Below are 25,412 nucleotides of genomic sequence, written 5' to 3'. Positions count from 1 at the left end.
CGGGCGGCGCGGGCAGCGGCCAGATAGCCGCTGCGCAGCAAACCGCCGGGCCGGCGGAGCAACCGGCCCCCTCCGGGGCCGGGGGCAGCCCAAGCGGCGGCGCGGGCGATGCAGACAGCGGACACGCGCTGCATGCCGCCGGCAACGACGCCGCGGCTGCGGGCGGAAGCTCCGCCAAAGCGGACGCCGGAAGCGGCGTGTCTGCCGGCGGCGGAGGCGCGGCTGGCAAGGATGCGCCGGTAGACGCATCCGGCGGCGGCAAGCCCGGCGGCAGCCCCGCAGCCGCAGGCAAAGCGGACCCGGCCGGGACTACGGCAGCCGGCCAAGCGGCGGGCGACGAGGCCGGTAAAGTGCATGTCGTCGAAATCGTCGATTTCGCCTTCTCTCCTAACAAGCTGGAAATCAAAGCCGGCGACAGCGTAAAATTTGTAAACAAAGATGCGGTAAGCCACACCGCGACCGCCGACGACAAATCGTTCGATACCGGTTTGCTCGCACAGAACAAGGACAAAACGATCACTTTTGACAAAACCGGCGAATTCAGCTATTATTGTTCTCCTCATCCCGGCATGCGGGGCGCCATTGTCGTTAAAGAGAAATAAAGCAGGGTAGCCGGGTGACCGGTTGCCCTTGCTTTTTATCCGGATTGCCGACCGCAATACCCGCAATTTGTTGTATGATAGCATTAAGAGATTATATTGCCGTTCTGGAGGCCGCGCGGAATGAATAACCACTCCGATTACGAACTGATGCTGCTCGTGAAGCTTAAGCGCCAAGATGCGCTCTCCGAACTGTACGACCGTTATGCGTCGCTTGTATATTCGTTTGCCTGGAAAGCGGTGCGAAACGAGCAGGCTGCGCGCGACATCGTTCAATCCGTATTTGTGCGGCTGTGGACGACCGAATCGGACTACGACCCGGATAAGGGACGTTTTACCAGTTGGTTGATAACGATCACCCGCAACATCACGACCGATTGGCTTCGCAAACAGCGCAGACAGGCCGAAGGGCTTGTCCCGTACGTGCCGGAGGAGCTGGAGCGGATACCCGATTCCCGGGCGGCATCGCCGGAGGAGCATGCTGAGCGGGAATCGCTGAAAGAGCAGGTCCGCCTCGCCTACCGCTTCCTATCGAAGCAGCAAATCGAGCTGCTGGAGCACTTTTATTGGCGCGGCTACAGTTTGAGCGAGCTCGCCGCCCTTTATGAAGAACCGCTCGGAACAGTAAAAAACAGATTGCATCAAACTTTGAAAATATTGCGCAGACATCTGCTGGTGGAAGGAGAGGGATGACGATGACCGAAAAAAACTCAGCATCGGTATGTGACTTGTGCCTGGACGTTATATCGGGCGTTTGTACGGATGAAGAGCGTTTGGCGTTCGAGCGTCACCTTCCCGGCTGCGAGGCCTGCCAGGCCGAAATGGATGAGCTGCGCACCGTATGGGAGGCGCTTCCCGCCGATATGGAACGGATCGAACCGCCGAAAGATTTGAAAAAACAAGTGATGAACGCCGCTTTCGCAGCGGAAGCCGGGCATAGCGCCGAAAGCTCCCGCACCGTAAGAAGGCGGAACAGAAGGTCTTTCCAATACGCCGCAGCCCTGCTGCTGATCTTGTTTGCAACCGGAACCGCATGGAACGTATGGCTTTTCCGGGAACGAGCCGCCGCGCCGCTCCCCATCGAAAAAGCGCTCTCCGTACCCGCCGCGCAAATCAAACAGATCGTGATGCTTGAGCCGCAGGCGGAAGCCAACGAGGCAAAAAGCTACGGCATCGCCTGCATCGTCGACAACGGGCAAAGCAAACAGTTCGTCGTTTACGTCTTCGGTGCGGCTCCGACAAGCGGCGAGCAGGCGTACCAGGTGTGGCTGCTCAAGGACGGCGTGCGCCAAAGCGCCGGGACGTTCCGCGTCGCGAACGACGGCAGAGGCATTGGCGTGCTATCCATGCCGATCGCCTCAGGCAAGCTCACCTTCGATGCAATCGGCGTCACTCTCGAACCGGACGACCGCGGCGAGCAGCCGCGAGGCTCAAAAGTATTCGGGTCCGTATAAAAAGGTACCTCACCCAGCTAGCTTCAACACCTTGTTAGAGCAGCAGCAGGCAGTCACCCCCCTATGGACTGCCACGGAAGACAGTACAGCGGCTCGGCGCACGCAAAGCCTGCGAACATGTTCCGAATGATGGAAACGACGCGGTTCACGGAAAAACCTGCAAAAGTGCAGGCTTTTTCCGTAGAAACGGTTCATTTTGGCGAAAAGCCTGCGAAAGCGCAGGAATTTTCGCCAAAAATGAATCTGAACCCCTGTTCGCCGCGAAAAGCCTGCACAATTGCAGGAATTTTTCGTGGCCAGCGTATCAACCGAGCAAAAACTGCACTTTTGCAGGTTTTCCTCGCGCTACCAGGCAGATTGTACGACCGGCTCTACCGCGTGGGGCTCTCAACAGTCTGGCTTTTTCCAGTTTCTACACACAACGTTACCTATGTTCCCAAGCCCTTACGAGCGAGTTTCTCCACAGTCCGGCTTTTTCGAGTTTCTACACGCAATGTCACCGATGTTGCCCCCGCCCTTACGACCGGGGTTCTCGGCAATCCGGCTTATTCGGTCTACGCACAATGTTACCGGCGGCGTTGCCCCAGCTCTTGCGGGCGCACCTCCAGACTTTAAGGTGCCTCGGCGGGCACCTTTTCTCGTTTTTCCGCGGCCATCTCCGAATTTGGTTTGACAACCCCGGTCCTTTTGCACTATTCTATATTTAGTTAAATACTTAACTATATACGTAGCAGGTGATTTTGATGTCGGATCTTCAGCAGTATGTGCTTGACCCTCCACTGCATACGCAAGCTTTTTTTGCTTTGGTCGATACGACGGCTCATTTAGTCGGCGTTTCCGAAAAATACTGGAGTTCCCAAGGGCTTAACGGCGCCCGAATACGGGTCCTGGTTGAAATCTCCAAAGAAGGCGGAACGATTCTGCCTTCCAAACTGGCGCAAAAAATTGGCGTGACCAAGCCGAATATCAGCACTTTGCTGGTCCCTTTGGAAAAAGACGGCTATATCAGCCGCTCCAGCCACCCGGAAGACGGCAGAAAATCGGTGATCGCTATAACCGCCGAAGGCCGGGAACTTTTGCACAAACACCTGCCGGAAAATCGCCGGGAAATCGCCGAAAAAATGAAAAGCCTTAGCGAAGCGGAGTTGAATCAGCTTATTTCTTTGCTGCGCAAGCTGACGAAAGCAGGTCAGGAGTAACCCTATTTTTTTCACTAATTAGTTAACCATTTAACTATTACTCCACCATCAAAAGGAGCGATCGTATGTCAATTATGATTACAGGCGCCAACGGCCAATTAGGCAAATTCATTATCAAGCATCTCCTGCAAAAAGTCGCGGCGAGCTCCATCGTTGCATGTGTGCGCCAACCGGGCAAAGCGGCCGAATTCGCCGACCAAGGGATAGAAGTCCGATATTGCGACTATGACCGGCCCGAGTCTCTTGAACCGGCTTTTACCGGAGCCTCGAAGCTGCTGCTCATTTCCAGCTCCCACACCGATGATACGACCCGCATCCGTCAGCATGCCCACGCCATAGAAGCGGCCAAAAAAGCGAATGTCGGGCACCTCCTTTATACCGGATTTGCTTACCCGGAAAAAGGTTCCGTTTCGCTAACACATCTGCACTTGGCCACAGAATACGCGATCCGCACCACGGGTCTTCCTTACACGTTTTTCCGAAACGCTTTGTACACCGATTTCATCGCCTCTCTCGGTCTGAGCGAAGCTATTGCTAACGGCGAACTGGTCACGTATCCGGGCGAATGGCGGTTTAACACTGTGACGCGCAGCGATCTCGCGATGGGCATCGCGGCTGTTCTAGCGGAGCAGGGTCATGAAAATCGAACGTATGAGCTCACCGCTTCCCGTTCGTGGAACTTTAGCGAGCTTGCGCAAATTTTATCGGAGCTTGCAGGCAAGCCGATCGCACATCGTGAGGACCCTTCCGTCAAAAGCTGGATTTACGGATTTTTGGCCCGAATAGATACGTCCTCCACCTCGCCCGATCTGGAAAAATTAAACGGAGGAACATGGGTCCCCCTAAAAGAAGCCGTCGGCAATATGCTCAAAAAGCAATAACGCGCTTGACATAAAAAGCGCCTGCTTCGCAGTCGAAGCAGACGCGTATTACGTTTTCGTGCAAAAGGGGCCCGTCACCTCAAGTAGAAATTTCTGCTTTTGGGACAACCCCTTTCCCTCTTTACGGCAGCAGCTGCAAATACTTCAGCATGCGCTTCAGCATGACTGCGGCTTGCGCGCGGGTAGCCAAATCATTTGGAGCAAAACGGCCTCCGCTTGTTCCTTCAACAATGCCTGTCTCGACCAGGTGAGACACGGCAGCTTCGGACCAGGCCCCGATGGAATCCCTGTCTCCGAATCGGGCCAACTGCCCGCCGGCGGCCGCCTTGGGGGCGCTGCCTTTGAGCTTCAGCGCCCTGGACAGCATGACGGCCATCTCCGAGCGCGTGTTCGGCGCTTCCGGCTTGAACGTGCCGTCATTGAAGCCGCTCACGAGCCCGGCCTGAGCCGCCGTACCGATGCTGGGCGCAAACCATTCTGTCCCGGCAACATCGGCGAAAGCGCCGGCTTTGGCCCCGGTTCCAGCCAGGCCGAGCGCCCGAACGAGCAGCGCCGTAAATTGGCCACGGGTAATCTCTTTGTCGGGCTTGAACTTGTCGGCACTTTCCCCGTCGATCAGCAGCCGGGATGCGAGCAGCTCCACGTCAGCCTGCGCCCAATGGTCTTTCAAATCCGCAAAAGATTTCCGGATGACGAGAACGGCCAAAGCTTCCGAGGTCTGCGCGGGAATCGAAATCCAAGCTGCGCCGTCCTGCAGCGATACCGGAACAGACACGATCCTCAGACTTCCCTTAGCAGTATCGTACGATACTACTATAGCCTGTTTGGGATCGATCCCGTTTTTCAGCTTCCACACTGCGGCCAGTTCCTGGGCTGAGCCGAACTCCAGCGCTTTGACGCTGCCACCGCTCTCCAGCAAAAACGATGCGACGAGCGGAATTTCCGTCACTGACGCCCCGGCTTCGCGGGCTTTATTAGTCAGCAGCTCCGCCGTTTGTCCGCCCGCCGGCGCGAGCCTGATGCGAAGGAAAGCTTGCTCCTCATCGCCGGCGCCGACTGCTTTCTTAAGCAGAGAGGCCAGCGCCGACAGGTTCAAACGCAAAAGCGCTCCGTCAGCGGTTTCCGCTTCAAGCTCCGCATCGCCGGCGCTCTCGACGCCCTGCAATTTTTCCGCGGTTGAAACGAATTTTGTAGAATTTTAGAAGTTGAACGGTACGGACCCGCAAAATGGCCGGCTTGCCACACGTCCCGGGCGGCTGAAAACTCGCACTTTTGAATGCTACAAAGAAAAAGAAACCGCTCCTTTTGCAATGGCTGCTTGACGCTTCCATTTTAACAAAGAACGGTTATTTATCGCCTTGTCTTTTAACCTTTTGTGTCTATTTCACCGTACAACTCGTTCAAATGCTCGATATGAGCCACTCCCCAATCATTCAATGCCTGCAGGACCGTATGCATACCTTTGCCGTATTCCGTAATGGAATATTCAACTTTTGGGGGAACTTGCTGATAAACTTCGCGATGAACGATATCGTGATACTCCAACTCCCTTAATTGTTGGGTAAGCATTTTTTTGGTTATATCCGGTATCGCTTTTTGAAGTTCGCTAAATCTCATTGTGCCGTTTGAAAAAAGGCGAAGCAGAATAACAGGCTTCCATTTCCCGACAAAAATTTCTAACGCCGTTTCAAATTTACAATAGTTGGCCATTGGTCATCTTCCAATCCTTTATTTTCCCAAGGTATATTTTTGTATACTATGTTTAATTTAAGTAACTACTTCTCAAAAGAAATCCTATAGCTTATTATGCACCTATCGGTCAATGGTTACAAGAGGGACATCACTAAGGGATAAGGAGTTGGCGGAATTAATGAATGCTGCGTTATGGATTATGCAGGGGATTTTAGCATTTGGCTTTATTTATTCCGGTTGGATGAAGGCGTTTCAGTATGAAAAAACAAAAACGTCCTGGACTTGGGCGAATGATGTGCCGAAAGGGTTTGTTTCCTTTATCGGGTTAGCGGAATTGTTGGGGGTACTTGGGTTGATTTTGCCTCAAGCGACGAACATCGCGCCTGTATTAACACCGCTTGCGGCAATCGGGCTTGGCGCAGTCGTTTTTTTCGGGGCCTTATTCCATGTTATGCGTAAAGAATACCGGAAAATTGGCGTGAACATCGTTTTCTTGGCGTTAGCCGCGATTGTTGCGATTGGCCGGTTTTAACGGCTAAAAAAATACGCTCCGCCTTGAATTCGACGGAGCGCGTGCATATCCTACTGTTTGGCGGCCCGGTAGGCCTCGATATATTGGGCGGCTTTTCTCGCCACAAGGCTGTAATCGCCGGATTTGACCGCTTCACTAGTCAAATCGGAACCGATGCCGACCGCTACCGCGCCTGCCTTCACCCATTCGCCGAGGTTGCTCAGCGATACGCCGCCGGTCGGCATGATGTTGGCCTGCGGCAGCGGGCCTTTAATGGCCTTAATCATTCCCGGCGAGTAGAGATTGCCGGGGAACAGCTTTACAATATCGACGCCGAGCTCAAGCGCCGTCTGGATTTCCTGGATCGTCATGCAGCCCGGCATGACGGGCACCCGGTACCGGTTGCATAGCGCAACCGTGTGCGGGTTCAGCGAGGGGCCGACGACGAACTCGGCCCCGCTCAAAATCGCGGCTCGCGCCGTCTCGGGGTCGAGTGCGGTGCCGACCCCGATGACCGCGCGCTTCGCCGCGTCCTGCGCTGTGCTCGAGTAGCGCTTCGCCAGCTCCTCGATGGCGCGCAGCGCAAAAGGCACGGTCATCGTTACTTCGATGACCTTAATGCCGCCGGAAATGGCCTGCTCGGCCATTTCCACGACTTCGTCAGGCGTGTCGCCGCGCAGCACCGCGACCACGCCTTCCTCGGATATTTGCTGAATCAGTCTGATTTTGTTCATCGGATTCTACACCTTTCTGCGAATAAACATTTAGCGTTCAATATGTTTAACGTCATTAAGCACGGCCTCGACCTGCTCCCAGGTCGGAGCGCCTTCCCAATCGCCCTCGGTCTGTACCACGAGCGAGCCTACCAAATTCCCGATGCGCACCGCTTCGGGATAATCATAACCCTTGAGCACGCCGACCAGGAAGCCGGCGCAAAATCCGTCCCCCGCCCCGACCGTATCCACCAGATGCTCCGCGCGGAAATACGGCACAGCGGTCACGGACTCCCGGTCGACGACATAAGTCTCGTCGTCTCCGCCTTTTACAATAGAAATGCCGGGCAATTCGCGCAGCCTGCGGACGATTTCGTTCCAATCCTCCGTCTCGTAAAGCAGCTTCAGCTCGTCCAGCCCCGGCAAGAAATAATCGGCCTCCCGGGCAAGCTCCAGCAGCGTTGCGCGCGCTTCATCGATGCTCCACAGCTTCAGACGGAGATTCGGGTCGAAGCTGACCTTGACGCCGTGCTTACGCGCAATGCGAATCGCTTCGGCCGCGGTCTGCTTGCAGGATTCGCTCAAAGCCGGCGTTATGCCCGTCACATGCAAAATTTTCGCCTGAGCGATGTAAGACTCGTCCAGATGCTGAGGCGTCATGCGGCTGGCCGCCGAATTTTTGCGGTAATAATAGACGGAGGTTTTGCCCATGAGCACCTCGCGCATCATAAGCCCCGTAGGCGCCTCCGCCGTAAGCTCGGCACGCGATACGTCGACGCCTTCGCCGCGGATTTTTTTGAGGATCATCCGCCCCAGCGGGTCTTTGCCAAGCCGTCCGCACCAGCCGACCCTGGCTCCGAGCCGGGCCGCGCCGATCGCCAAGTTGCTCTCCGCGCCGCCAAACAAGCTGTGCAGCTCGGAGGAATATTCCAAACCTTTGCCGTTCGTAGGCATCATAAGCGCCATCGTTTCCCCGAAAGTGACGATCTCCGGAGCGTTCGTCTGCATTTGCTGATTCGTCATGCGACCTCCATCCATTAACCGGAGCGCAGCGGGGCGCGCCGGCTAATTGAAACGTTTAAACTATTAATATAGTTTATATTATAGTGCATGCCGGCTCTTTATACCAGAGCTGTTTGAAGGGCTGTGAACGGCTGCAAGGGTTTGACCGCCGCCATGCGTCGGCGGCACAATGCGCGTCAGGGATTCGTGTTTTTTCGAAAACCGGTCGCCGGAACTTGCGCATCTGCTTGTTGGCAATGCGGTGAGCGCCTGCAGAAGCAGAGTGCCTGTGAGAAAGGGCCGCTCTGTTAGGAGGGGCATGGCGCATGGCGTACCTTCTCTGTGGTCGACCGACCGCACGAAGCGGCTTGACGAGCCAAAAACCTGCGAAAGTGCAGGCTTTTTCTGTGTTTGCGGTTCATTTTTAGGAAAAGCCTGCAAATGTGCAGGAATTCCCGGTAAAAATAAGCCTGAGCTCAAGTATTCGTCAAAATTGATGCACATTTGCAGGAATTTTCAGTTGCAAGCGAATCAACGCGCAAAAAACTGCACTTTTGCAGGTTTTCTTCACGGAACCAGGCAGATTGTGTGACCGGTTCTGGCATGCAGGTTTCTGCGCTGGTTCTCCCCTCCCCATCGCCAAACAGATGTGCCGCCCCCAAATGTTCGAGTTTTTCAACAGTCTGAAACTCGTATTTTTTGCTCCTTGCTGCACTTGCGGAGAAATATTCCTGCGAATCTGCGGCAATTACAGCTGCTGCGCAGAGTTCTGATAGTCGCAGGCTCTCCCTCCAACCGAATCGGTTCCATTCAAAAAAGCAGCAGACCTGAATATTTTCATTCTGTGGGGTGACATCCATGCGCCATAAGAGTTTTTACAGGCCTTCCCTTTTGTTGACCGCCATGCCGCATAACGAACGACTGTGACGTCTCAGACGACAAAACGAAACACTTTTGCTCCGGACGTACCTTGCCCCATATCAAAAATTAGAGCTACCGCGCCCAGTTCCTCCTAATAAAATATCAAGACTTCTCAGGCACTTTGAACGCTTGCTGCACAAACCCATTCGCCGCTCCAGCTACCGCGCCACATGCACCTGCGCACAAAAAAACGAGCGACGCACGCGGTCCCCCGGCTGCCGTTCGTTTTTTGTTCATTCGTTGTTACACTCCCTCGTGAATAGGAGTCTGTCTGACGGAGTTACTTTGTGCATATCCCAGTAAATCATGACTGCAAATATGCCGTTAACGCTTCGTAGAAGCCGTCATTTGCATGCACACACCTTCTACTGGAGTTCATCGGACAGACTCCCTAGCAGAACGTTTCAAAAAAAACATTCATACAGGACAACCGGTTCGTCTGCGTTATGATCCGTAGGTTCCCGGCGATAACGAACTGGGCGAGCGTTATTCGCCCTTATTTCTTCGTAGCTGCGTTTTAACGAACCTGAGCGTCGTTATCGGGCTCACCCATCGTTCAAACGGGCAGTTTATTTCGAAGTAAGGGGGCCTCAGTTCGTTAGATTCACGTTTTAAGACTTGTACGGTTCATTACAGTTTGTGTGGTCGTATGCTAGAAGCCGGTAGCTTCCGCTTGAGCGAGTTCCTGCTGCAGCTCCTCGTGGATGCTGCCGTTCGTAGCCAGCACGTTGCGCACGGACAGACTGTACGGCCTGCCCGCCGTATCCGTAACTTTGCCGCCCGACTCCGTGATCAGGAGAGCTCCCGCAGCCATATCCCAGGCGCTCAATCCAATCTCCCAAAATCCGCTCAAACGGCCCGCGGCCACGTAAGCCATATGCAGCGCCGCCGAGCCCGCTACGCGGAGGTTTCTCACTTTGGGCGCCAAGGCTTGGGCGCCTTTCATATTGACGGGAAGCGCACCGTCCCGATCGGCCGGGAATCCGGTTGCGACCAAAGAATCCGCGAGCTTGGTTTCCCGCGATACGGCCGTTACTTTGCCATGCCTGTAAGCGCCTTTACCTTTTTCGGCGACAAACAACTCGTCGCGAATCGGGTCGTAAACGACGCCGACGATGACATCACCTTTGTGCGCGAGAGCAATCGATACCGAGAAAAACGGGAATCCGTGAACGAAGTTCGTCGTACCGTCGATCGGATCTACGATCCACAAATACTCCGCGTCGCTGGCTTCCTCCAGCGCTTTTGCCGAAGCGGCAGGGCCGGGCTCAACCCCCTCCTCGCCAAGAATCGAATGATGCGGAAAGTGCGTCAAAATAAGATTTCGAATCATCGTCTCCGAACCCTTATCCACTTCCGTCACAAGGTCATGCGGGGTATATTTCTGATCGATCCGGTTGATGTCTCCCAGCTTGCTTTTGATCCATTCCCCGGCTTTGGCCGCCGTGTTAATTGCAACTGCAGTAAAGCTTTTGCTCCCCACCACAAAGGGCTCCTGGGTTCCGCTTGCCATTTATATCAACTCTTTCTTGAATATGAATTTGATACACTTAGTATAGTAAATTATACGCAGAAATTACTAGAGCGTTTCATCCCAATTTATTTGTGCATTTTTTACATAAATATATATAATTACATTTTTGTCCATTATTCCTGTTTTTATAAAAAGATTACTCGGCGCATCACTTTGTCGTATTCGACCGTCCCCTTTTCGCACGGCTTGGTGCTTGTTGTCCATCGTCCCCCGAGAGGAAAAGGCGGCTTGGCGGGGAGAAAGCCTGCGATTGTGCAGGTTTTTTTCGTAAAAATGGTTCATTTTGGCGAAAAGCCTGCGATTGTGCAGGAATTTTCGATGAAATCAAGTCTGAGCCCATGTTTGCGGCGAAAAGCCTGCACATTTGCAGGAATTTGTCGTGGTCAGCGGATCAACCGGGCAAAAACTGTACTTTTGCAGGTTTTCTCCGCATTTCCAGGTGGGTTCTTCCATCGTGTGTACGGGTATCTCGACAGTTTGATTTGCAACCTTTCTTCGCGCAACCAGGCAGATAGTGAGACCGTCTCTGGCGGGCGGGGTTCTGGGCTGTCTGACTTTGCAAGTTTTCTGCACGCTGTGTTCCCAAGTAGATGAGACCGGCTCCGGCGAGTGGGGTTCTGGGCAGCCTGACTTTTGCAAGTTTTCTGCACACTGTGTTCCAAAGTAGATGCGCCGACTTCTGGTAGGCGGGTTTGTGCGCAGGCTGACGTTTACTAGTGTTCAGCACGTTGTGCTCCCAAGTAGATGCATCAGCTCTGGCGGGCGGGTTCTGGGCAGCCTGGCTTTCTCAGGTTTTCCGGCACCTTACCGGCGGTATCGGCGGTGTCTTTGCAGGCAGGGAATGCTTCCACATCGTGCCGCCGCGGGAGATTGGAACGAAAAAAATCCGCACGCCTGTTAGGCAGTACGGATTTTTTGAATTGAGCTTTTACACGCCTACGATATGGTAGCCGCCATCCACATAGATGACTTCGCCGGTAATTCCGCGGGACAGGTGGCTCATGAGGAACATCGCCGTATCCCCGACTTCGGCTGTTTCCGTCGTGCGGCGGAGCGGCGCTTTTTCCTCTACTTGGCGGAGGATCGAGTTGAAATCCTTGATGCCTTTGGCCGCCAGGGTGCGGATCGGGCCGGCGGAAATGCCGTTTACGCGGATGCCGTACTGTCCGAGGTCGTTCGCCAAATAACGCACGCTCGCTTCGAGCGCAGCTTTGGCAACACCCATGACGTTGTAGTTCTTCATCGCGCGCTCGGCGCCGAGGTAGGTCATCGTCATGATGCTGCCGCCTTCGGTCATCAGCGGATATACGCGCTTGGCTACAGCCACAAGCGAGTAGGCGCTGATGTCGTGCGCCAGGGCGAAGCCGTCGCGGGACGTATCCACGAACAGACCTTCCAGCTCTTCGGTTCTCGCGAACGCGATGCTATGTACAAAGCCGTGAAGCACGCCGAACTGCTCTTTCAAGGTGCTTGCAAGCGTGTCGATTTCGGCGTCGACGGTGACGTTGCACGGCAGCAGGATCGATCCCGGGATCGTATCGGCAAGCTTGCGCACGCGCTCCTCGACGCGTTCGTTTTCATAGGTAAAAGCGAGCTTTGCGCCTTGCGAAGCAAGAGATTGGGCGATTGCCCAGGCGATGCTGCGGTCATTGGCGACACCCATGACCAATATATTTTTGCCAGATAATAATTGACTCATTTTTTCAAGAAACCCCTCTCACCAATGGTTTGTACTTCGAGTATCCCAATCTTCAAAGTACCCCATTTTTCCAAACATTTCAAGGACAATTCTCACCGATCGCCGAATGGGGTCCGACCACCCGCCGTGCAGCGCCGCAACGCGCACCGGGAGAGGCGCGCGCCTCCCCTCCCCTGCAAGCACCGACCTTCACAGACTCACAGCTCGATAGAAGCCTGATTGACGACGGAAACGCCGCTTCGCTCCCGCAAATCGTCCATTAGCCGAAACAAGGCGGAGTCCTTCATTTTGGCTTCGATCATAACGTCCAGTCTGGGCGTGATCGGCGCAATTTTTTTAAGGAAGGCGAGCAGCGGCTCCGTTTCTACATAATCGGCATGACTTCGCGGATCATGCTCGCTTTTCGGGCTGGAAACGTGAATTTTCGGCGGCAGCATAGCGGCAGAAGCCGGATCGGACCGGGAAGCGTCTGCATAACTCCACGTCCGCAATATTCTCGGCCACAGCTCGGCGGCATCCTCCCCGTTGTTGTTCACTTCATGATGATGAATATCCAGCACCATGGGCGCCTGTACCCGTTCCGCGAGCTCCAGCGTCTCCATGGCCGTGAACGTTTTATCGTCGTTTTCCAGCGTAATCCGCCGCCGGACTTCAGGACGCAGCGCCGCAAAATTCCGCGCAAACCGCTCGCCCGCCGTCTCCTTATCGCCGTATGCGCCGCCGACATGAATGTTGCACATGGCCTCGGGGCCGAGCCCCATCGCATTCAGCATCGCGTTATGACGTTCCAGATCCGCTCCCGACTTCCGCAGCACATCCTCCTTGGGAGTGCTCAGCACCGTAAAATGTTCCGGGTGGAAGCTGACCCGCATCCCATGGCGCCTGACGTAATCCCCCGTCTCTTTGAATTCGGCCGCCAGCACCCGGATCGGATCCCAGTCGGCCAGCAGCTCATGACCGATCAGCGGGATCAGCCTGGAGGAAAAACGGTACACCATAATGTCATGCGCGCGGTTATGCCGCAGCAGCCGCAGCGAATTATGCAAATTTTCGGCGCCCAGCCGCTCCAGTTTGCGAATAGCCGCCTCGCGGTCCGCCAGCTTGCTGAAACCCGAAACCGTCATTGTCTTGGACGGAGAAGCGCCTGCGACCACAGTCGACATAGCCACGTACCCAAAGCGAACGATCATGCGCGCGTACCTCCCGTGCTTTTTGGCATAGGTTTCCCTATCCATAAAAAGGACATACCCGGCCGGCGCGGCGCCTTAGCCTTCCCCCTGCCTATGCCCTCACTGCTACATGGAGGAGACGAACACGACGAACCTGTAGCTCAAAAAAGCGGAAGCTCCGATTATCAAAGGACTGAGCGCCTGCAAGCCGATTCTGGTGCCTGCATCTTCCTTGCGCAGACAGAAATAATTTCCCGCAAACCAGATCGTCAAATAGGCCGCCAGCACGCCCAAAGCCGCCAGCCGCTCCTCCTGCCCGGGTGGAGACATAAAGCCGTAATACCCCAAAATGATCCATATGAGCGCATAGGGAGCCGGAATCCCCAAAATGATATTAAACAGCCAATATGCCGAAAAACGGCCGCCTCGCACATCCATCCCCTTCACTGTACACCACTCCCTGCCCGAAACTCGCCTATTCCAATAGTGTAGTCCCCGGACGCGGCGAGAGTAAGTACTAACTTCACATAGTACCATGACCAACCCCTCTGAAACTATGAGATAAACCTCTATCGAAGTCCTTCGAAGATGAGCGATCGCGTTTAAAGGTAGGTTTATTCGCCAATAAGAATGCTGTTCTTCGCGCTGTAAAGAACTTTAACATTCTTATGTGGTGAAAAAACACCGCCTCTCGCAAAGTCCTGCCGACAAGCCGGGTTGAGGATCGTACCCTCCATCCGGTTTGCCGTCAGTCCCATGCGCAGGGGCGGTGTTATTTTCGTCATGCCGTTTTATTGCTGCTGCTCGCCAAAAAACATTTCGTGCGCCAGCGCCGTTTGAATGCGTGCTTCCTCTTCGCTCAGCCGGCGCACCAGCTCCATCTCGACCTGCGTCACTTCTTCGCCCTGGAAATTGATTTCGGCGATGGAAGCGACGATTTTGACGATCGCGATAGCCTGGTTGTCAGGCGTGTAGGCGATGACCTTTTGTCCGGTGGGAAATACCCGGAACCCGCTTTTCACCATTTTGCCGCGGCCGTACTCAAGCAGCTCGTAGAGCTCCTGACCGGATTTGAATTTGCAGACGGAATTGAACTCGGTTTGAAATCCCATAGCTTCATCTACTCCACATCAAAAGTATATTGAATCGCTTGCTTCGCTTGATGCCGCTCGATCGCCAAATGGATCAAATCGTCCAGCAGTTCGCCGTAAGGCTTGCCGGATTCTTTCCATAATAGCGGGTACATGCTGAATGGGGTGAAACCCGGCATGGTGTTGATCTCGTTGACATACACTTTGTTATCGGCTTTGCCGAGGAAAAAGTCAACGCGGGACAAGCCGCTGCCATCCACGGCCTGAAAAGTGCGGATAGCCAGTTCTCGAAGCTGGTCCGCCGTCTCCTGGGGAATTTCCGCAGGAATGATCATGGCGGATTTGCCGTCAATGTATTTTGCTTTGTAATCGTAAAATTCATTCGAAGAAACGATCTCGCCCGGGACGGACGCCTGCGGCTCCTCGTTGCCGAGCACGCTGACCTCGATTTCCCGCGCATCGATGTTTTCCTCGACGATCACCTTGCGGTCATATTGGAAAGCGAATGCAACGGCTTTGATCAGCTCCTCCTGATTTCTCGCTTTGGTGATGCCGACGCTGGAACCCAGATTAGCCGGCTTGACGAAGCACGGATACCCGATCGCGGTTTCGAGCTCCAGCAGATGATAGGTCCGGTCCTTTTCCCATTGCGTACGGGTGAAATAGCGGAACACGCACTGCGGCAGCCCCTCCTGCGCGAACACTTTTTTCATCATTACTTTATCCATGCCTACGGCGGAAGCAAGAACGCCCGCCCCCACGTACGGAATGTTCGCTATTTCCAGCATTCCCTGAATCGTGCCGTCCTCGCCGAAGGTGCCGTGGAGCAGCGGAAATACGACATCAAGGCCCGCAGACGGAGCCTGTGCCGCACTATCGGCGCTTTTTGCGGAAATGTGGACTTCGCCCTTGGCTGATAGCGAACCGAAGATTGGGGCCAGCGCGTTGGAGCCCTTGGCGCCGGAGGAGGCCGCGGATTGGCCGAAAGTCAACGCCTGCACATTGGCCGGAGGGGCTTGAAGCTGAGCCCCGCTCTTCCATTCTCCCTGCTTCGATATATAGAATGGAGTTATTTCATATTTATTGAAATCCAACGCTTTCATAACGGCGAGCGCGGTTTGCAAAGACACATCATGCTCTCCCGATTTTCCACCGTAAATCAGCCCTACTCGTATTTTGCGGTTCATTACGTACCTCCGTCTAGTATTCCTACTTCATAATCTACTACATGTCATCGGCAATTCGAACAAATACGTAACGCGTACGTTCGTTCCAAGCCGGCGAATCCCGGTAGTCCCAATAACGGTCGCGGCTGTTATAGGTATGCGCATTGACCAGCGGCATGCCGTTGGCATCCATGGACGTGACGAACGTGTTGTGTTGACACCGTCCGTTGCCGTCCCAATCGTAGCTTATCATATCGCCGGGTCTCAGCTCTGTGGGATCGGTCACCGCAACACCTTGCAATCCCCGTCGGCTGTTCGGCACGAACGATTGCAGGCTGTGGGCAACAGCCCAACTGTAGCTCCAAAGCTCCTGGGAGCCCTTTTTTCCCGAGTACCACCAGCCCGCTCCCCTTTTCCCAGTATAGTCCATCGGCGCCCCGCCTGCAAAGAGGCACTGAGATACATAATTCGTACAATCCACTTCATATTCCAAATATTTCGGATTCGCCGTACTCCACCACGTTTGCGCGTATTCGACCGCTTTTTCCCGATTGTATCGGATTTTCCTTGGAAGGGTTTCACCGCTGTTGAGTATACTATGGTTGAGATACGGGAGCGACGGAGAACGGTTCGTAAGGACCGGTTCTTCCACCTGGTCGGAAAAGAAAGTTCCGGGCTGCCCCGCCGGCATGGATTTCTCGTGTCCGAGCATTTCCGCGCTTCTGACAAGCCATTTTCCGGCGATCGGGTCAAGCAGCACTCGTTCCGCTTCAATCCGCTGTTCGGTATGCCGGGCGGAGCCGATCCGGTAAAGCAGCTGACGGCGCAGCTCGATATCGGCGATGACGCCGTGCGCCGTTTCTTTGACGCGGGTAAGGCGAAGCTTCGTTTCACTGCGCAGCGGAACCGCGTTGCGGTCCTGATAGCTGCGGGACAGCCGCCCCAATCTGGCCTCCTGCATCCCGATATAAGCGCTGTCTGCGACAAAAGCTGTTAGCGATTCGGCCGAGCATCGCAGCTCCGCCTGATTTTTGGCGTGAACGTAGTTATAGAGCGCCGGTTTCCAGGACATGGCTTTGTACCTCCGAGCAAGCATGAATTTGATTCAATATATGTTTTTTTTAGATGAAAAATGATTTAAACATGGAATAAACGAAGAGTTACTTTACAAAATAGTGCTAAATAATCCTTTACGGGAACAATGTAAGACGGTATACTTGAAACAGAGGGTATAATGAAATTCAGTTTCATCTAATGAAACGAATGAAGTTTAATTGAGGAGGAAACATCATGTCTAACAAGGACTCTTTTTCCGTACGCAAGCAGTTGAACGTCGGAAGCAAGACTTTCCAGTATTACAGCTTGCCTGACTTTGAAAATCAGGGCAACGGCACGATCGGCAACTTGCCGTTTTCCATTAAGGTACTGCTCGAAGCAGCTGTACGCCAATTCGACGGCAGAGCGATCACGAACGAACACGTCAAACAAATTGCCGGCTGGGCTAACGGCCGCGATGAAAACAAAGAAATTCCTTTCATTCCTGCCCGTATCGTTCTTCAAGACTTCACAGGCGTACCTGTCGTCGTTGACCTTGCGGCAATGCGCGCGACAATGGCCCGTGAAGGCGGAGACCCTAAACGGATCAACCCGCTTGTACCGGTTGACCTCGTTATCGACCACTCCGTCATGGTTGACGCTTTCGGATCTCCGGACGCTTTGAACACGAACATCAACCTGGAATTCGAAAGAAACGAAGAGCGCTACCGATTCCTCCGCTGGGCACAAACCGCATTTGACAATTTCCGTGCCGTGCCTCCTTCAACCGGTATCGTTCACCAGGTTAACCTGGAGTATTTGGCATCCGTTGCAGCGACCAAAACCGTTGACGGCGAAACCGTCGTATATCCGGACTCGCTCGTAGGTACCGACTCCCATACAACGATGATCAACGGCCTTGGCGTCGTAGGCTGGGGCGTCGGCGGTATCGAGGCGGAAGCCGGCATGCTCGGACAACCTCTTTACTTCGTAGCACCTGAAGTTATCGGCTTCAAATTGACAGGCAGCCTGGCTGAAGGTGCAACTGCAACCGACCTGGCGCTGACCGTTACCCAAATGCTGCGCAAAAAAGGCGTAGTAGGCAAATTCGTAGAATTCTACGGCCCTGGCCTCAGCAACATCTCCCTGGCTGACCGCGCAACAGTTGCCAACATGGCTCCTGAATACGGCGCGACAATCGGTTTCTTCCCGGTTGATAGCGAAACTTTGAACTACCTGAGAGGCACAGGCCGCGAAGAAGAGCAAATCGCGCTGGTCGAAGCTTACTATAAAGCGCAAGGCATGTTCCGCACGGACGCTACTCCTGACCCTGTGTTCACAGACGTCATCGAGCTTGATCTGAGCCAAGTCGTACCAAGCTTGGCAGGTCCTAAACGTCCTCAAGACCGCATCGAGCTTACGAACATGAAGGAGTCCTTCAACTCCATCATCCGTACGCCGATCGACAAAGGCGGATACGGCCTGACTGAAGAAAAAATCGCGGAAGTCGTCGATGTAACCTACCCTAACGAAACGGTAAAAATGGGTACGGGCGCAGTCGTTATCGCAGCGATCACTTCCTGTACGAATACATCCAACCCTAGCGTTATGCTTGGCGCAGGACTTGTGGCGAAGAAAGCCGTTGCCCTCGGCCTGAAAAAACCGGCTTACGTCAAAAGCTCCCTGACTCCGGGTTCCCTGGTCGTTACCGAGTACCTGATCAAAGCAGGCTTGCTCGAGTCTCTTGAAGCGCTCGGCTTCCATGTTGCGGGCTACGGCTGCGCAACTTGTATCGGTAACTCCGGTCCGCTTCCGGATGAAGTAAGCAAAGCGATCGCAGACAACGATATGACGGTAGCTGCCGTGCTTTCCGGCAACCGTAACTTCGAAGGCCGCGTTCACGCTCAAGTAAAAGCGAACTACCTGGCTTCTCCGCCGCTTGTAGTTGCCTATGCGCTTGCAGGAACAGTAAACATCGACTTGGCAAAAGATCCTATCGGTTACGACCAAAACGACAAACCCGTATACCTGAAAGATATCTGGCCTACAAACCAAGAGATTCAAGAAGCGCTGAGCACCGCTCTGAATGCAGACATGTTCCGCGACAAATACAACAACGTATTCCGCGCGAACGAGCGCTTCAACCAAATCGCGGTTCCGGAAGGCGATCTGTACGAGTTCGATACCAACTCCACGTACATTCAAGAGCCTCCGTTCTTTACGGATCTGGGTACGGTTCTTGATGATATCGCCGATATCCGCGGCGCGAAAACTTTGGCACTCATGGGCGATTCCGTAACAACGGACCATATCTCCCCTGCCGGCAACATCAAAGTTGACAGCCCTGGAGGCAAATATCTGATCGAGCACGGCGTGAAAAAAGAAGACTTCAACTCCTACGGCTCCCGCCGCGGCAACCACGAAGTGATGATGCGCGGAACGTTCGCAAACATCCGTATTCGCAACCAAGTGGCGCCGGGAACTGAGGGCGGCGTAACGACTTACCTGCCAACCGGCGAAGTTGAATCCATCTATGACGCTTCCATGAAATACCAAGATGCCGGCACGAACCTTGTCGTTATCGCCGGTAAAGAGTACGGTACAGGCAGCTCCCGTGACTGGGCGGCCAAAGGTACGTTCCTGCTCGGCGTAAAAGCCGTTATCGCAGAAAGCTTCGAGCGTATTCACCGCAGTAACCTGGTCGGCATGGGCGTACTGCCTCTCCAATTCGTGAACGGCGAAAGCTGGAAGTCTCTCGGCATCACAGGCCGTGAAACATTCGACATCACGGGCCTCAGCAACGACGTTCAACCGGGCTCCACTGTAAAAGTGACAGCTACCCGCGAAGACGGCTCTACATTCGCATTCGACGCCCTCGTGCGTCTGGACAGCATGGTTGACGTAGACTACTACCGCAACGGCGGTATTCTGCAAACCGTTCTCCGTCAAATTATCGCTGAAAAGAAATAATCGTTCGACACGCAAAAAATCCGGGATTGCCGTTTTGGCAAACCCGGATTTTTTTGTGTTCAGGCCGGCGCTGGGAGTCTGTCCGATGAACTCAGTGGAAGGTATATTTATGCAAAATATCCGTCGGACAGACTCCTATTTAGCCGGACGAGGAGCCGTGGATTCGTCTTCGTACCATGGGTTCAGATGCACAAGCACCTCGTCTACGTCCGCATGCGCGTCCTGTATTTTCTTTTTGATCAAACGGCTGATATCGTGCCCTTCCTGGATCGTCAGATTCCCCGAAACGCCGATCCGGGCGTCTACCAATATGTAATGGCCGTGCTCCCGCGCACGCAGGCGATCGATTCTTCGTACCTCCGGTACAGAGCGGATCAGCGTGGCGTACTGCTCAATTTGCTTCGCGCTCACGCTTCGCTCCATCAGCACGTCGAACGATTCGCTGCCCATTTCATAGGCCAATTTCAGTACCAGGAACGAGACGATCATCCCTGCGACGGGATCTCCGTAGCTGAGCAGCCGAATATCGAAACGGTCTCCGAGCAGCGCCAGCCCAATCCCCACGGAAGCGGCTATGGAAGCATACACATCCGCAAGATGGTCGTAAGCCGTGGCGATCAGGCCTTTGCTGTTCGTTTGACGCCCGACGCGTATGGTATACATGTATAAGAGCTGTTTCCAGATCAAGGAGACCACTGCGGCTGCAAAAGCGATAACGTGCGCCTGCTCCGGCGTTTCGAACAGCGCCCGAATGGAGTGATAGCCCATGTACAGAGCCGCGCCGCCCAAAATAATCGCCACGATAAAAGCCCCCAGCACCTCCGCCTTGCCGTGCCCGTAAGGGTGATCTTCATCGGCCGGTTTGTTCGACACGCGCATGGAGCTGTACGCGGTGGCCGAAGCAATAACGTCTCCCGCGTTATGGATACCGTCGGCGATCAGCACCTGGCTTTTGAATAGGATGCCGACGACGATTTTGATGGCGGTCAGCACGATGTTGCTCGCCAGGCTGATCCAGATCGCCAGCATGGATGCCGTATTGCGCATCGGTGAAGCCACTCCCTTCCATCTTCTAGTATGGCCCGCCGGAAGCAAAACATCCCTCATCCCGCCTTCGGATGAGGGAATGCCGACGATTGACCGCCAACTCCGCCGGACAGGCTCCTGCGAGTCTGTCCGATGAAACACAATATGCAAAATGACAGCAATTATGCGGCGTGAGCGGTAATGTATTCAGTCATTAGTCACCCGGTATGCACAAAAGCAACTCCGTCGGATAGGCTCCTAGCGCAGCATCGTACCCATATGCCGCGCCGCTTCCATGATCAGCGGCGCCTGCTCTTGCATCAGCTCCAGCGTGAGCCTGTTCGCTGGGCCGGACACCGCGAGGGCGGCGACAAGGCGCCCCCCGCGGTCAAGAATCGGTGCGGACACTGCCGCCGCACCGGGTTCGCGCTCTTCGACGCTCGTGGCGTAGCCGAGCCGTCTTGTTTCGCCGAGCTGCTGCCGGAACGCAGCCTTGTCCAGCCCGGCCGGCCAATCGGCCGAGGACAACAGGCGCTCCTGCAGCGCAGGCTCGGCAAAGGCGACGAGCACCTTGCTCGAGGCGCCGACGTAAAGCGGCATTCGCGCCCCGACAGGGGCAACGCGGCGAATGGCGTGGTTGCTCTGCACGGCCTGGATGCGCACGCGCTCGAGGCCGTCCTGCACGTACAGCGAGATCGTCTCGCCGAGCTGGGCGCGCAGCTGCTCCATCTCCGGCAGCAGAATGAGGCCGGGGTCGCCGTCCTGCGACAAATTCGCGGACAGCTCCCAGAGACGGTAGCCGAGCCGGTATTTATCCGTCGCGGCATCGCGCATAATGAAGCCCTTGCCTTCCAACGAAGCCAACAGGCGGTGCACGGTGCTTTTGTGCAGTTCTACCCGGCTGGCGATTTCGGTCAGCGTTAATTCGGACGCCCCCGTAAAACAAAGCAAAATATCTAAAGCGCGCTCAACGGCGCGAACTGTCAGCTTGCCATCTTCCATTACTAAACACCGCTCTCATAGCAAGGTTGTTTCACCATATGAAACTGAGTTCCTTCTAGTATACCAATAACAGCCGCATATACGCAACCATTGTTAACAGACCGCCGAGCAGCTCCACAACAGCCATATTCGGCACTTCCACGGCCGTTTTGCAAACATTCTCGTCCCGTTGAAAACATCGATTTAAACGGCTGGCTCCGACAAGTTCATTGCCCACTCGAAGCCCTGCGCGGGCTGTTTGTTTGTGAAGCGGCTTGCCAGCCCGGGTGCCGCCGGGTAGCAAGCCGCGAAAGCCCGCCTATTGAAAAACTCGCTTGCTGGGAGACGGCACGTCCACTTAGGCACGTAGAAAACCTGTAGAAATCAGATGGTTGATAAAACGACGGGATTGAGTAACCAGAGGGACGGCCTTCTTCCCCAACATACTCATCTCCTGCACGGGTTGCGGCTCTGAGGTAGGGGGCACAAGACGATTGGTTGGGGAAAACCTGCAAAAGTGCAGGTTTTTTCCGCAAAAGTAGTTCATTTTGGCAAGAAGCCTGCAATTGTGCAGGAATTTTCGATAAAAATGAATCTGAGCCCCTATTCGCGGCGAAAAGCCTGCACATTTGCAGGAATTTATCCTGGTCAGCGCATCTATCGAGCAAAAACTGTACTTTTGCAGGTTTTCTTCGCGCAACCAGGCAAATGGTGCGGCCGGCTTTGGCATGGGAGGGGCTGGACAGATGGTCCGCCCGGCTCTGACGTGGGGGGTCTGCGCAACCCGAAACCCACACTCATGCTTCAGCTTGTTTTATCGAAAATTCCTCCACAATCCAAGCTGTTGAGAAAGTCCCATGGATTTCCCCGCCGCGTCCTGCACATCTTCGCAGGTTTTCCCCGAGTTGATAAGCAGATTTGCCTCCCTGGCTGTTTTTTTTCAACACTCTCGCTTTCGCAGGTTCGCGCTGCTATGATCGCTTAGCACCTTCACGAACGGCCTCACCCGAAATTGCCTTCTTCTTCTTCTGGCTACCTTAAACAGAGTGCCGCGATTTTCTCGAGCACACTGACTTTGCGGGTTTCCTAGGTGACGCCAGCAATTTTAGCGCACAGTGGTCCACGGCCTCTCAGTCCCTAAAATATGTATAAATTTCACGGTCAGGTGCAGCATATTTCCTGTAGTCAGGCCCTTGGCAATGTAGCCAAGCTCCTTGGCAATGTAGCCAGGCTCTTGGCGCTGTAGTCAGGCTCCTTGGCGCTGCAGTCAGGCTCCTTGGTACTTAGTCAAGCTCCTTGCCGTTGTAGCCAAGCTCCTTGGTGCTATAGCCAGGCTCTTGGCGCTGTAGTCGGGCTCCTTGGCGATTACCGAATTTTGGCTGCTTAGCGCAAATTCCGGAGGCTTGACAAAAGATAATCCGCAGTGAGATGATATCTCTTGAAGAGACATTAAACAAAAGCCGGGTGAACTTTTATGAAAAATAACGACATAACGGAGCCGGATTCAGCATCGGCGCGGCCGGCTGCGGATAATTTCGAACTTACCTCGACTGCATGGACGATATTGGGTTTTCTTTCTTTGCAGCCGCGAAGCGGTTACGAAATTCGCGAGGCCGCGAAACGATCGGTTCGCTTTTTCTGGGGCATCAGTGACGGGCAGCTGTATCCCCAGCTGAAAATACTTGAGGATCTGGGGCTGATCGAATCGCCCAACGGCGTCGAGGGCCCCAGGTCGCGCCAGCGGTGGCAGTTGACGGGCACGGGCCGAGAAGCTCTCCGCAAATGGCTTGTCAGCCCGTCCGCCCATTTGCAGATTCGCGATGAGAATCTGGTCAAATTTTTATTTGCCGCCCAGGAAGGGCCGGAGCTGCTGCTGCATTTGATCCGGGAAAGACGGGAAAGTTTCACCTGGTTTTTGAACGCAATTAAAGGAACCCAGCCGGGAAGCACGTGGGAAAGTCCGAAGGAAGACTCCTCCCTCGCAGGACCGCTGCTGCTGCAGCGCTATGGAATCGGGTTCGCGGAAGCGGTCCTGGATTGGTGCGACCAAGCCGAGGCATCGCTGCTCGGGGAATCTGTTAACGGCAAGGAGGAATCCGTATGACAAACGGAATGCAGGCCAGCGCCAAAAAACCGGCGGCAGTCACGTTCGCCCAGGTTTTGATGTACTTGGCGGCGGCTGTGAACATTGTGAACGGCATCTATTCGCTAGGCAGCGAAGGAGCGGTTAAAAAAATGCTGTGCCTGGCCATGATCGTCGTCGGCGCCGCCTCAATATGGGTCGGAGCCCGTCTTAGCGAACCCCACGCGTCCCGGCGCAGTTTTGCCGTCTCGCTCTCTATCGTGATGATCGTGCTGCGGTTAATTGAGTTTGCCGTCTGGCAGAGTATCGGTTTTTTGCTGGGTGTTATTTTGCCGGTGCTCGTTATTTGGAGACTAAGCGGCTCCGAAGCAAAAAATTGGTTTGGCTTAAGATAACAATTTGACAATCGCCGTGCGCAGAACCCAAGCCACGGCGGGGAGGAGTTGCTGCAACGATGAAACTGATCAAGCGACTGCTGCTAATCATCCTTGCTATTATAGTTATCGTCTCGATCGCCACAATCACTTACGCGGCTACCCCTCTCTCTTCCTGTACGTTTCCCGAAAACGTAGTTTCCGGCGTGTCGACAAGCGGTCTCGGCCAGTCGGACTCGAACGGCGGGAAGCCGTCCGCTGCGGATCATGTGCAATATGCGGACGCAAATGATCATATTCGTCTGGCTTACCGGGCGTACGTTCCCACAAACCCGAAAGCTGTTGTCATTTTCTATCACGGTTCGGGCGCGAATAGCGGAGCAGGCTATCAGCCAATAGGGGAAGAGCTGAGTCAAAATTTCGGAATTGCCACGTATTTGCCGGACATTAGAGGTCATGGCTTGTCCGAAGGTCCCCGGGGAGACGCGCCAAGCGTCCAGCAGGTGTACGATGATGTCACAAGCATCATTGACGCTGCGCACCGCCAATTTCCCTCCGTGCCTGTATTTTTGGGCGGGCATTCCGCGGGAGCGGGGTTAGTGGTCAATTATATCAATTCGCCGCATCCCGAATCCGTGAACGGCTATTTGTTCGTCTCGCCGGATTTCGGTCCGAAATCCAACACCATGAAAGAGGGCAACGGGAATTTCGCGACCGTATGCGTCAAAGCGTTCGTAGCCAACGCTCTGACCGGTGGGCTGCTCAAAGGGCATGCCGTCGGTGTCCGGTACAACTACTCGGAGGAACAATTGAAGTCGAGCATCGGGCTCGTTCAGTACAACAGCGTCAATATGGCGCTGGCGCTCAATCCTTCGAAGCCGTCGCAGGAAGTTGCCCGAATCGGCAAGCCTTTCGGGTTATGGGTCGGGGCTGAGGATGAAATCATGGATCCGCAAAAAGTAGCTGCATTCGCCGGTCTGGCAACGCAGGTAAGCCGGCAATCATCGACGGAAATCGTGCCCGGCGAGAAACATTTGACGATTTTGAACGATACCGCCAAGCTGATGGGCCCTTGGATTTTACAAGCGTCGGCGCATTGATACGAGCCTCCATTTCCACCCTTTTACGGTGGTTGTGGAGGTTTTTTTCTGCCCGAGCCAATACTCCTCTCCCTCCCCGTTCGGAAGGTTCCATTATTACAGGATCGTTACAGCAGGCTTACAAATTCCGTGCGCGGATTGACTTGTAAGCGCATACAGATTAACATTAAATTAAAGAGGTACTTATCAGAATATTTTGTAAAATCGAATAT

Annotated in this window: 27 protein-coding genes; 13 read left to right on the top strand and 14 right to left on the bottom strand. The window is 54.4% G+C overall.

Annotated features, from left to right (window positions below; genetic code table 11):
- The 6 genes from AC6RNO_RS19235 to AC6RNO_RS19210 all read left to right on the top strand — a co-directional run.
- A partial coding sequence (locus AC6RNO_RS19235) for a plastocyanin/azurin family copper-binding protein (protein WP_497106399.1) occupies window positions 1–602 on the top strand: 602 nt, incomplete at its 5' end.
- 120 nt (window positions 603–722) lie between these two features.
- A complete protein-coding gene (locus AC6RNO_RS19230) occupies window positions 723–1,292 on the top strand; it encodes an RNA polymerase sigma factor (protein WP_474685299.1) in 570 nt (189 codons plus the stop codon).
- 2 nt (window positions 1,293–1,294) lie between these two features.
- Window positions 1,295–2,053, top strand: coding sequence for an anti-sigma factor (locus tag AC6RNO_RS19225; RefSeq protein ID WP_497106398.1), 759 nt, complete (start codon window positions 1,295–1,297; stop codon window positions 2,051–2,053).
- A gap of 126 nt (window positions 2,054–2,179) precedes the next feature.
- Window positions 2,180–2,668: a hypothetical protein gene (locus AC6RNO_RS19220; protein WP_497106397.1), complete on the top strand. Its 489-nt coding sequence runs from the start codon at window positions 2,180–2,182 to the stop codon at window positions 2,666–2,668.
- A gap of 128 nt (window positions 2,669–2,796) precedes the next feature.
- Window positions 2,797–3,252: a MarR family transcriptional regulator gene (locus AC6RNO_RS19215; RefSeq protein WP_497106396.1), complete on the top strand. Its 456-nt coding sequence runs from the start codon at window positions 2,797–2,799 to the stop codon at window positions 3,250–3,252.
- Between the two features lie 65 nt (window positions 3,253–3,317).
- Window positions 3,318–4,133: an NAD(P)H-binding protein gene (locus AC6RNO_RS19210; RefSeq protein ID WP_497106395.1), complete on the top strand. Its 816-nt coding sequence runs from the start codon at window positions 3,318–3,320 to the stop codon at window positions 4,131–4,133.
- A gap of 121 nt (window positions 4,134–4,254) precedes the next feature.
- Here AC6RNO_RS19210 and AC6RNO_RS19205 read toward each other — a convergent pair whose 3' ends face one another.
- Window positions 4,255–5,298 (bottom strand): S-layer homology domain-containing protein, encoded by a 1,044-nt coding sequence (locus AC6RNO_RS19205; RefSeq protein WP_497106394.1) that lies wholly within the window; start codon window positions 5,296–5,298, stop codon window positions 4,255–4,257.
- A 200-nt stretch (window positions 5,299–5,498) separates the two neighbouring features.
- Window positions 5,499–5,843, bottom strand: coding sequence for a winged helix-turn-helix transcriptional regulator (locus AC6RNO_RS19200; RefSeq protein ID WP_488436811.1), 345 nt, complete (start codon window positions 5,841–5,843; stop codon window positions 5,499–5,501).
- Between the two features lie 148 nt (window positions 5,844–5,991).
- Here AC6RNO_RS19200 and AC6RNO_RS19195 point away from each other — a divergent pair, with 148 nt between their 5' ends.
- Window positions 5,992–6,357, top strand: a complete 366-nt coding sequence (locus AC6RNO_RS19195) for a DoxX family protein (protein ID WP_488436812.1) — start codon at window positions 5,992–5,994, stop codon at window positions 6,355–6,357.
- A gap of 50 nt (window positions 6,358–6,407) precedes the next feature.
- Here AC6RNO_RS19195 and AC6RNO_RS19190 read toward each other — a convergent pair whose 3' ends face one another.
- The 4 genes from AC6RNO_RS19190 to AC6RNO_RS19175 form a co-directional block, all read right to left on the bottom strand.
- Entirely contained in the window at window positions 6,408–7,070 is a 663-nt protein-coding gene (locus tag AC6RNO_RS19190; RefSeq protein ID WP_474685307.1) for a bifunctional 2-keto-4-hydroxyglutarate aldolase/2-keto-3-deoxy-6-phosphogluconate aldolase, read from the bottom strand.
- Between the two features lie 30 nt (window positions 7,071–7,100).
- Entirely contained in the window at window positions 7,101–8,072 is a 972-nt protein-coding gene (locus tag AC6RNO_RS19185; RefSeq protein ID WP_497106393.1) for a PfkB family carbohydrate kinase, read from the bottom strand.
- A gap of 455 nt (window positions 8,073–8,527) precedes the next feature.
- The gene (locus tag AC6RNO_RS19180; RefSeq protein ID WP_497106392.1) at window positions 8,528–8,911 is read right to left on the bottom strand and encodes a hypothetical protein; all 384 of its coding nucleotides are present in this window, start codon (window positions 8,909–8,911) and stop codon (window positions 8,528–8,530) included.
- Window positions 8,912–9,624: 713 nt separating this feature from the next.
- Window positions 9,625–10,485, bottom strand: a complete 861-nt coding sequence (locus AC6RNO_RS19175; RefSeq protein WP_474685310.1) for an inositol monophosphatase family protein — start codon at window positions 10,483–10,485, stop codon at window positions 9,625–9,627.
- Window positions 10,486–10,734: 249 nt separating this feature from the next.
- Between AC6RNO_RS19175 and AC6RNO_RS19170 the strand changes: the two genes are divergently transcribed.
- Window positions 10,735–11,100, top strand: coding sequence for a hypothetical protein (locus AC6RNO_RS19170; protein ID WP_497106391.1), 366 nt, complete (start codon window positions 10,735–10,737; stop codon window positions 11,098–11,100).
- 334 nt (window positions 11,101–11,434) lie between these two features.
- Here AC6RNO_RS19170 and fabI read toward each other — a convergent pair whose 3' ends face one another.
- From fabI to AC6RNO_RS19140, 6 genes are all read right to left on the bottom strand, one after another.
- The gene (fabI, locus tag AC6RNO_RS19165) at window positions 11,435–12,205 is read right to left on the bottom strand and encodes an enoyl-ACP reductase FabI (protein ID WP_497106390.1); all 771 of its coding nucleotides are present in this window, start codon (window positions 12,203–12,205) and stop codon (window positions 11,435–11,437) included.
- Between the two features lie 197 nt (window positions 12,206–12,402).
- Complete coding sequence (uvsE, locus tag AC6RNO_RS19160; protein ID WP_488436815.1) at window positions 12,403–13,395, bottom strand: UV DNA damage repair endonuclease UvsE; 993 nt, start codon at window positions 13,393–13,395, stop codon at window positions 12,403–12,405.
- Between the two features lie 105 nt (window positions 13,396–13,500).
- Window positions 13,501–13,821: a hypothetical protein gene (locus AC6RNO_RS19155; protein ID WP_474685313.1), complete on the bottom strand. Its 321-nt coding sequence runs from the start codon at window positions 13,819–13,821 to the stop codon at window positions 13,501–13,503.
- Between the two features lie 344 nt (window positions 13,822–14,165).
- Entirely contained in the window at window positions 14,166–14,486 is a 321-nt protein-coding gene (locus AC6RNO_RS19150) for a hypothetical protein (RefSeq protein ID WP_497106389.1), read from the bottom strand.
- 8 nt (window positions 14,487–14,494) lie between these two features.
- Window positions 14,495–15,652, bottom strand: coding sequence for a D-alanine--D-alanine ligase (locus AC6RNO_RS19145; protein ID WP_474685315.1), 1,158 nt, complete (start codon window positions 15,650–15,652; stop codon window positions 14,495–14,497).
- A gap of 37 nt (window positions 15,653–15,689) precedes the next feature.
- Window positions 15,690–16,703, bottom strand: a complete 1,014-nt coding sequence (locus tag AC6RNO_RS19140; protein WP_488436817.1) for an amidase domain-containing protein — start codon at window positions 16,701–16,703, stop codon at window positions 15,690–15,692.
- A gap of 218 nt (window positions 16,704–16,921) precedes the next feature.
- Between AC6RNO_RS19140 and acnA the strand changes: the two genes are divergently transcribed.
- Complete coding sequence (gene acnA / locus AC6RNO_RS19135; RefSeq protein ID WP_474685317.1) at window positions 16,922–19,636, top strand: aconitate hydratase AcnA; 2,715 nt, start codon at window positions 16,922–16,924, stop codon at window positions 19,634–19,636.
- A 135-nt stretch (window positions 19,637–19,771) separates the two neighbouring features.
- Here acnA and AC6RNO_RS19130 read toward each other — a convergent pair whose 3' ends face one another.
- On the bottom strand, window positions 19,772–20,683 hold the full coding sequence (locus AC6RNO_RS19130; protein WP_474685318.1) for a cation diffusion facilitator family transporter: 912 nt from the start codon (window positions 20,681–20,683) through the stop codon (window positions 19,772–19,774).
- A 237-nt stretch (window positions 20,684–20,920) separates the two neighbouring features.
- On the bottom strand, window positions 20,921–21,664 hold the full coding sequence (locus AC6RNO_RS19125; protein WP_474685319.1) for an IclR family transcriptional regulator: 744 nt from the start codon (window positions 21,662–21,664) through the stop codon (window positions 20,921–20,923).
- A gap of 496 nt (window positions 21,665–22,160) precedes the next feature.
- Here AC6RNO_RS19125 and AC6RNO_RS19120 point away from each other — a divergent pair, with 496 nt between their 5' ends.
- The 4 genes from AC6RNO_RS19120 (at window position 22,161) to AC6RNO_RS19105 (ending at window position 25,200) form a co-directional block, all read left to right on the top strand.
- Entirely contained in the window at window positions 22,161–22,628 is a 468-nt protein-coding gene (locus AC6RNO_RS19120) for a hypothetical protein (protein WP_497106388.1), read from the top strand.
- 489 nt (window positions 22,629–23,117) lie between these two features.
- Window positions 23,118–23,747: a helix-turn-helix transcriptional regulator gene (locus tag AC6RNO_RS19115; RefSeq protein WP_497106387.1), complete on the top strand. Its 630-nt coding sequence runs from the start codon at window positions 23,118–23,120 to the stop codon at window positions 23,745–23,747.
- Window positions 23,744–24,121, top strand: a complete 378-nt coding sequence (locus tag AC6RNO_RS19110; protein ID WP_497106386.1) for a hypothetical protein — start codon at window positions 23,744–23,746, stop codon at window positions 24,119–24,121. The genes AC6RNO_RS19115 and AC6RNO_RS19110 overlap by 4 nt, the downstream gene beginning before the upstream one ends.
- Before the next feature lie 59 nt (window positions 24,122–24,180).
- Entirely contained in the window at window positions 24,181–25,200 is a 1,020-nt protein-coding gene (locus AC6RNO_RS19105) for an alpha/beta fold hydrolase (protein WP_497106385.1), read from the top strand.
- The last annotated feature ends 212 nt before the right edge of the window (window positions 25,201–25,412 follow it).

This window comes from Paenibacillus sp. sgz302190, assembly GCF_059820445.1.
Note: the sequence above shows the minus strand (reverse complement) of the source record. Positions and strands in the feature narration are given on the sequence as shown.

Bases quoted from the DNA above. Each gene is read 5' to 3' on its own strand.
- AC6RNO_RS19130 (WP_474685318.1), bottom strand. From the start codon at position 20,683: ATGCGCAATACGGCATCCATGCTGGCGATCTGGATCAGCCTGGCGAGC.
- uvsE (WP_488436815.1), bottom strand. From the start codon at position 13,395: ATGATCGTTCGCTTTGGGTACGTGGCTATGTCGACTGTGGTCGCAGGC.
- acnA (WP_474685317.1), top strand. From the start codon at position 16,922: ATGTCTAACAAGGACTCTTTTTCCGTACGCAAGCAGTTGAACGTCGGA.
- AC6RNO_RS19145 (WP_474685315.1), bottom strand. From the start codon at position 15,652: ATGAACCGCAAAATACGAGTAGGGCTGATTTACGGTGGAAAATCGGGA.
- AC6RNO_RS19110 (WP_497106386.1), top strand. From the start codon at position 23,744: ATGACAAACGGAATGCAGGCCAGCGCCAAAAAACCGGCGGCAGTCACG.
- AC6RNO_RS19215 (WP_497106396.1), top strand. From the start codon at position 2,797: ATGTCGGATCTTCAGCAGTATGTGCTTGACCCTCCACTGCATACGCAA.
- AC6RNO_RS19190 (WP_474685307.1), bottom strand. From the start codon at position 7,070: ATGAACAAAATCAGACTGATTCAGCAAATATCCGAGGAAGGCGTGGTC.
- AC6RNO_RS19140 (WP_488436817.1), bottom strand. From the start codon at position 16,703: ATGTCCTGGAAACCGGCGCTCTATAACTACGTTCACGCCAAAAATCAG.
- AC6RNO_RS19220 (WP_497106397.1), top strand. From the start codon at position 2,180: ATGATGGAAACGACGCGGTTCACGGAAAAACCTGCAAAAGTGCAGGCT.
- AC6RNO_RS19185 (WP_497106393.1), bottom strand. From the start codon at position 8,072: ATGACGAATCAGCAAATGCAGACGAACGCTCCGGAGATCGTCACTTTC.
- AC6RNO_RS19105 (WP_497106385.1), top strand. From the start codon at position 24,181: ATGAAACTGATCAAGCGACTGCTGCTAATCATCCTTGCTATTATAGTT.
- AC6RNO_RS19200 (WP_488436811.1), bottom strand. From the start codon at position 5,843: ATGGCCAACTATTGTAAATTTGAAACGGCGTTAGAAATTTTTGTCGGG.
- AC6RNO_RS19210 (WP_497106395.1), top strand. From the start codon at position 3,318: ATGTCAATTATGATTACAGGCGCCAACGGCCAATTAGGCAAATTCATT.
- AC6RNO_RS19115 (WP_497106387.1), top strand. From the start codon at position 23,118: ATGAAAAATAACGACATAACGGAGCCGGATTCAGCATCGGCGCGGCCG.
- AC6RNO_RS19225 (WP_497106398.1), top strand. From the start codon at position 1,295: ATGACCGAAAAAAACTCAGCATCGGTATGTGACTTGTGCCTGGACGTT.
- AC6RNO_RS19175 (WP_474685310.1), bottom strand. From the start codon at position 10,485: ATGGCAAGCGGAACCCAGGAGCCCTTTGTGGTGGGGAGCAAAAGCTTT.
- AC6RNO_RS19125 (WP_474685319.1), bottom strand. From the start codon at position 21,664: ATGGAAGATGGCAAGCTGACAGTTCGCGCCGTTGAGCGCGCTTTAGAT.
- AC6RNO_RS19150 (WP_497106389.1), bottom strand. From the start codon at position 14,486: ATGGGATTTCAAACCGAGTTCAATTCCGTCTGCAAATTCAAATCCGGT.
- AC6RNO_RS19180 (WP_497106392.1), bottom strand. From the start codon at position 8,911: ATGGATGTCACCCCACAGAATGAAAATATTCAGGTCTGCTGCTTTTTT.
- fabI (WP_497106390.1), bottom strand. From the start codon at position 12,205: ATGAGTCAATTATTATCTGGCAAAAATATATTGGTCATGGGTGTCGCC.
- AC6RNO_RS19230 (WP_474685299.1), top strand. From the start codon at position 723: ATGAATAACCACTCCGATTACGAACTGATGCTGCTCGTGAAGCTTAAG.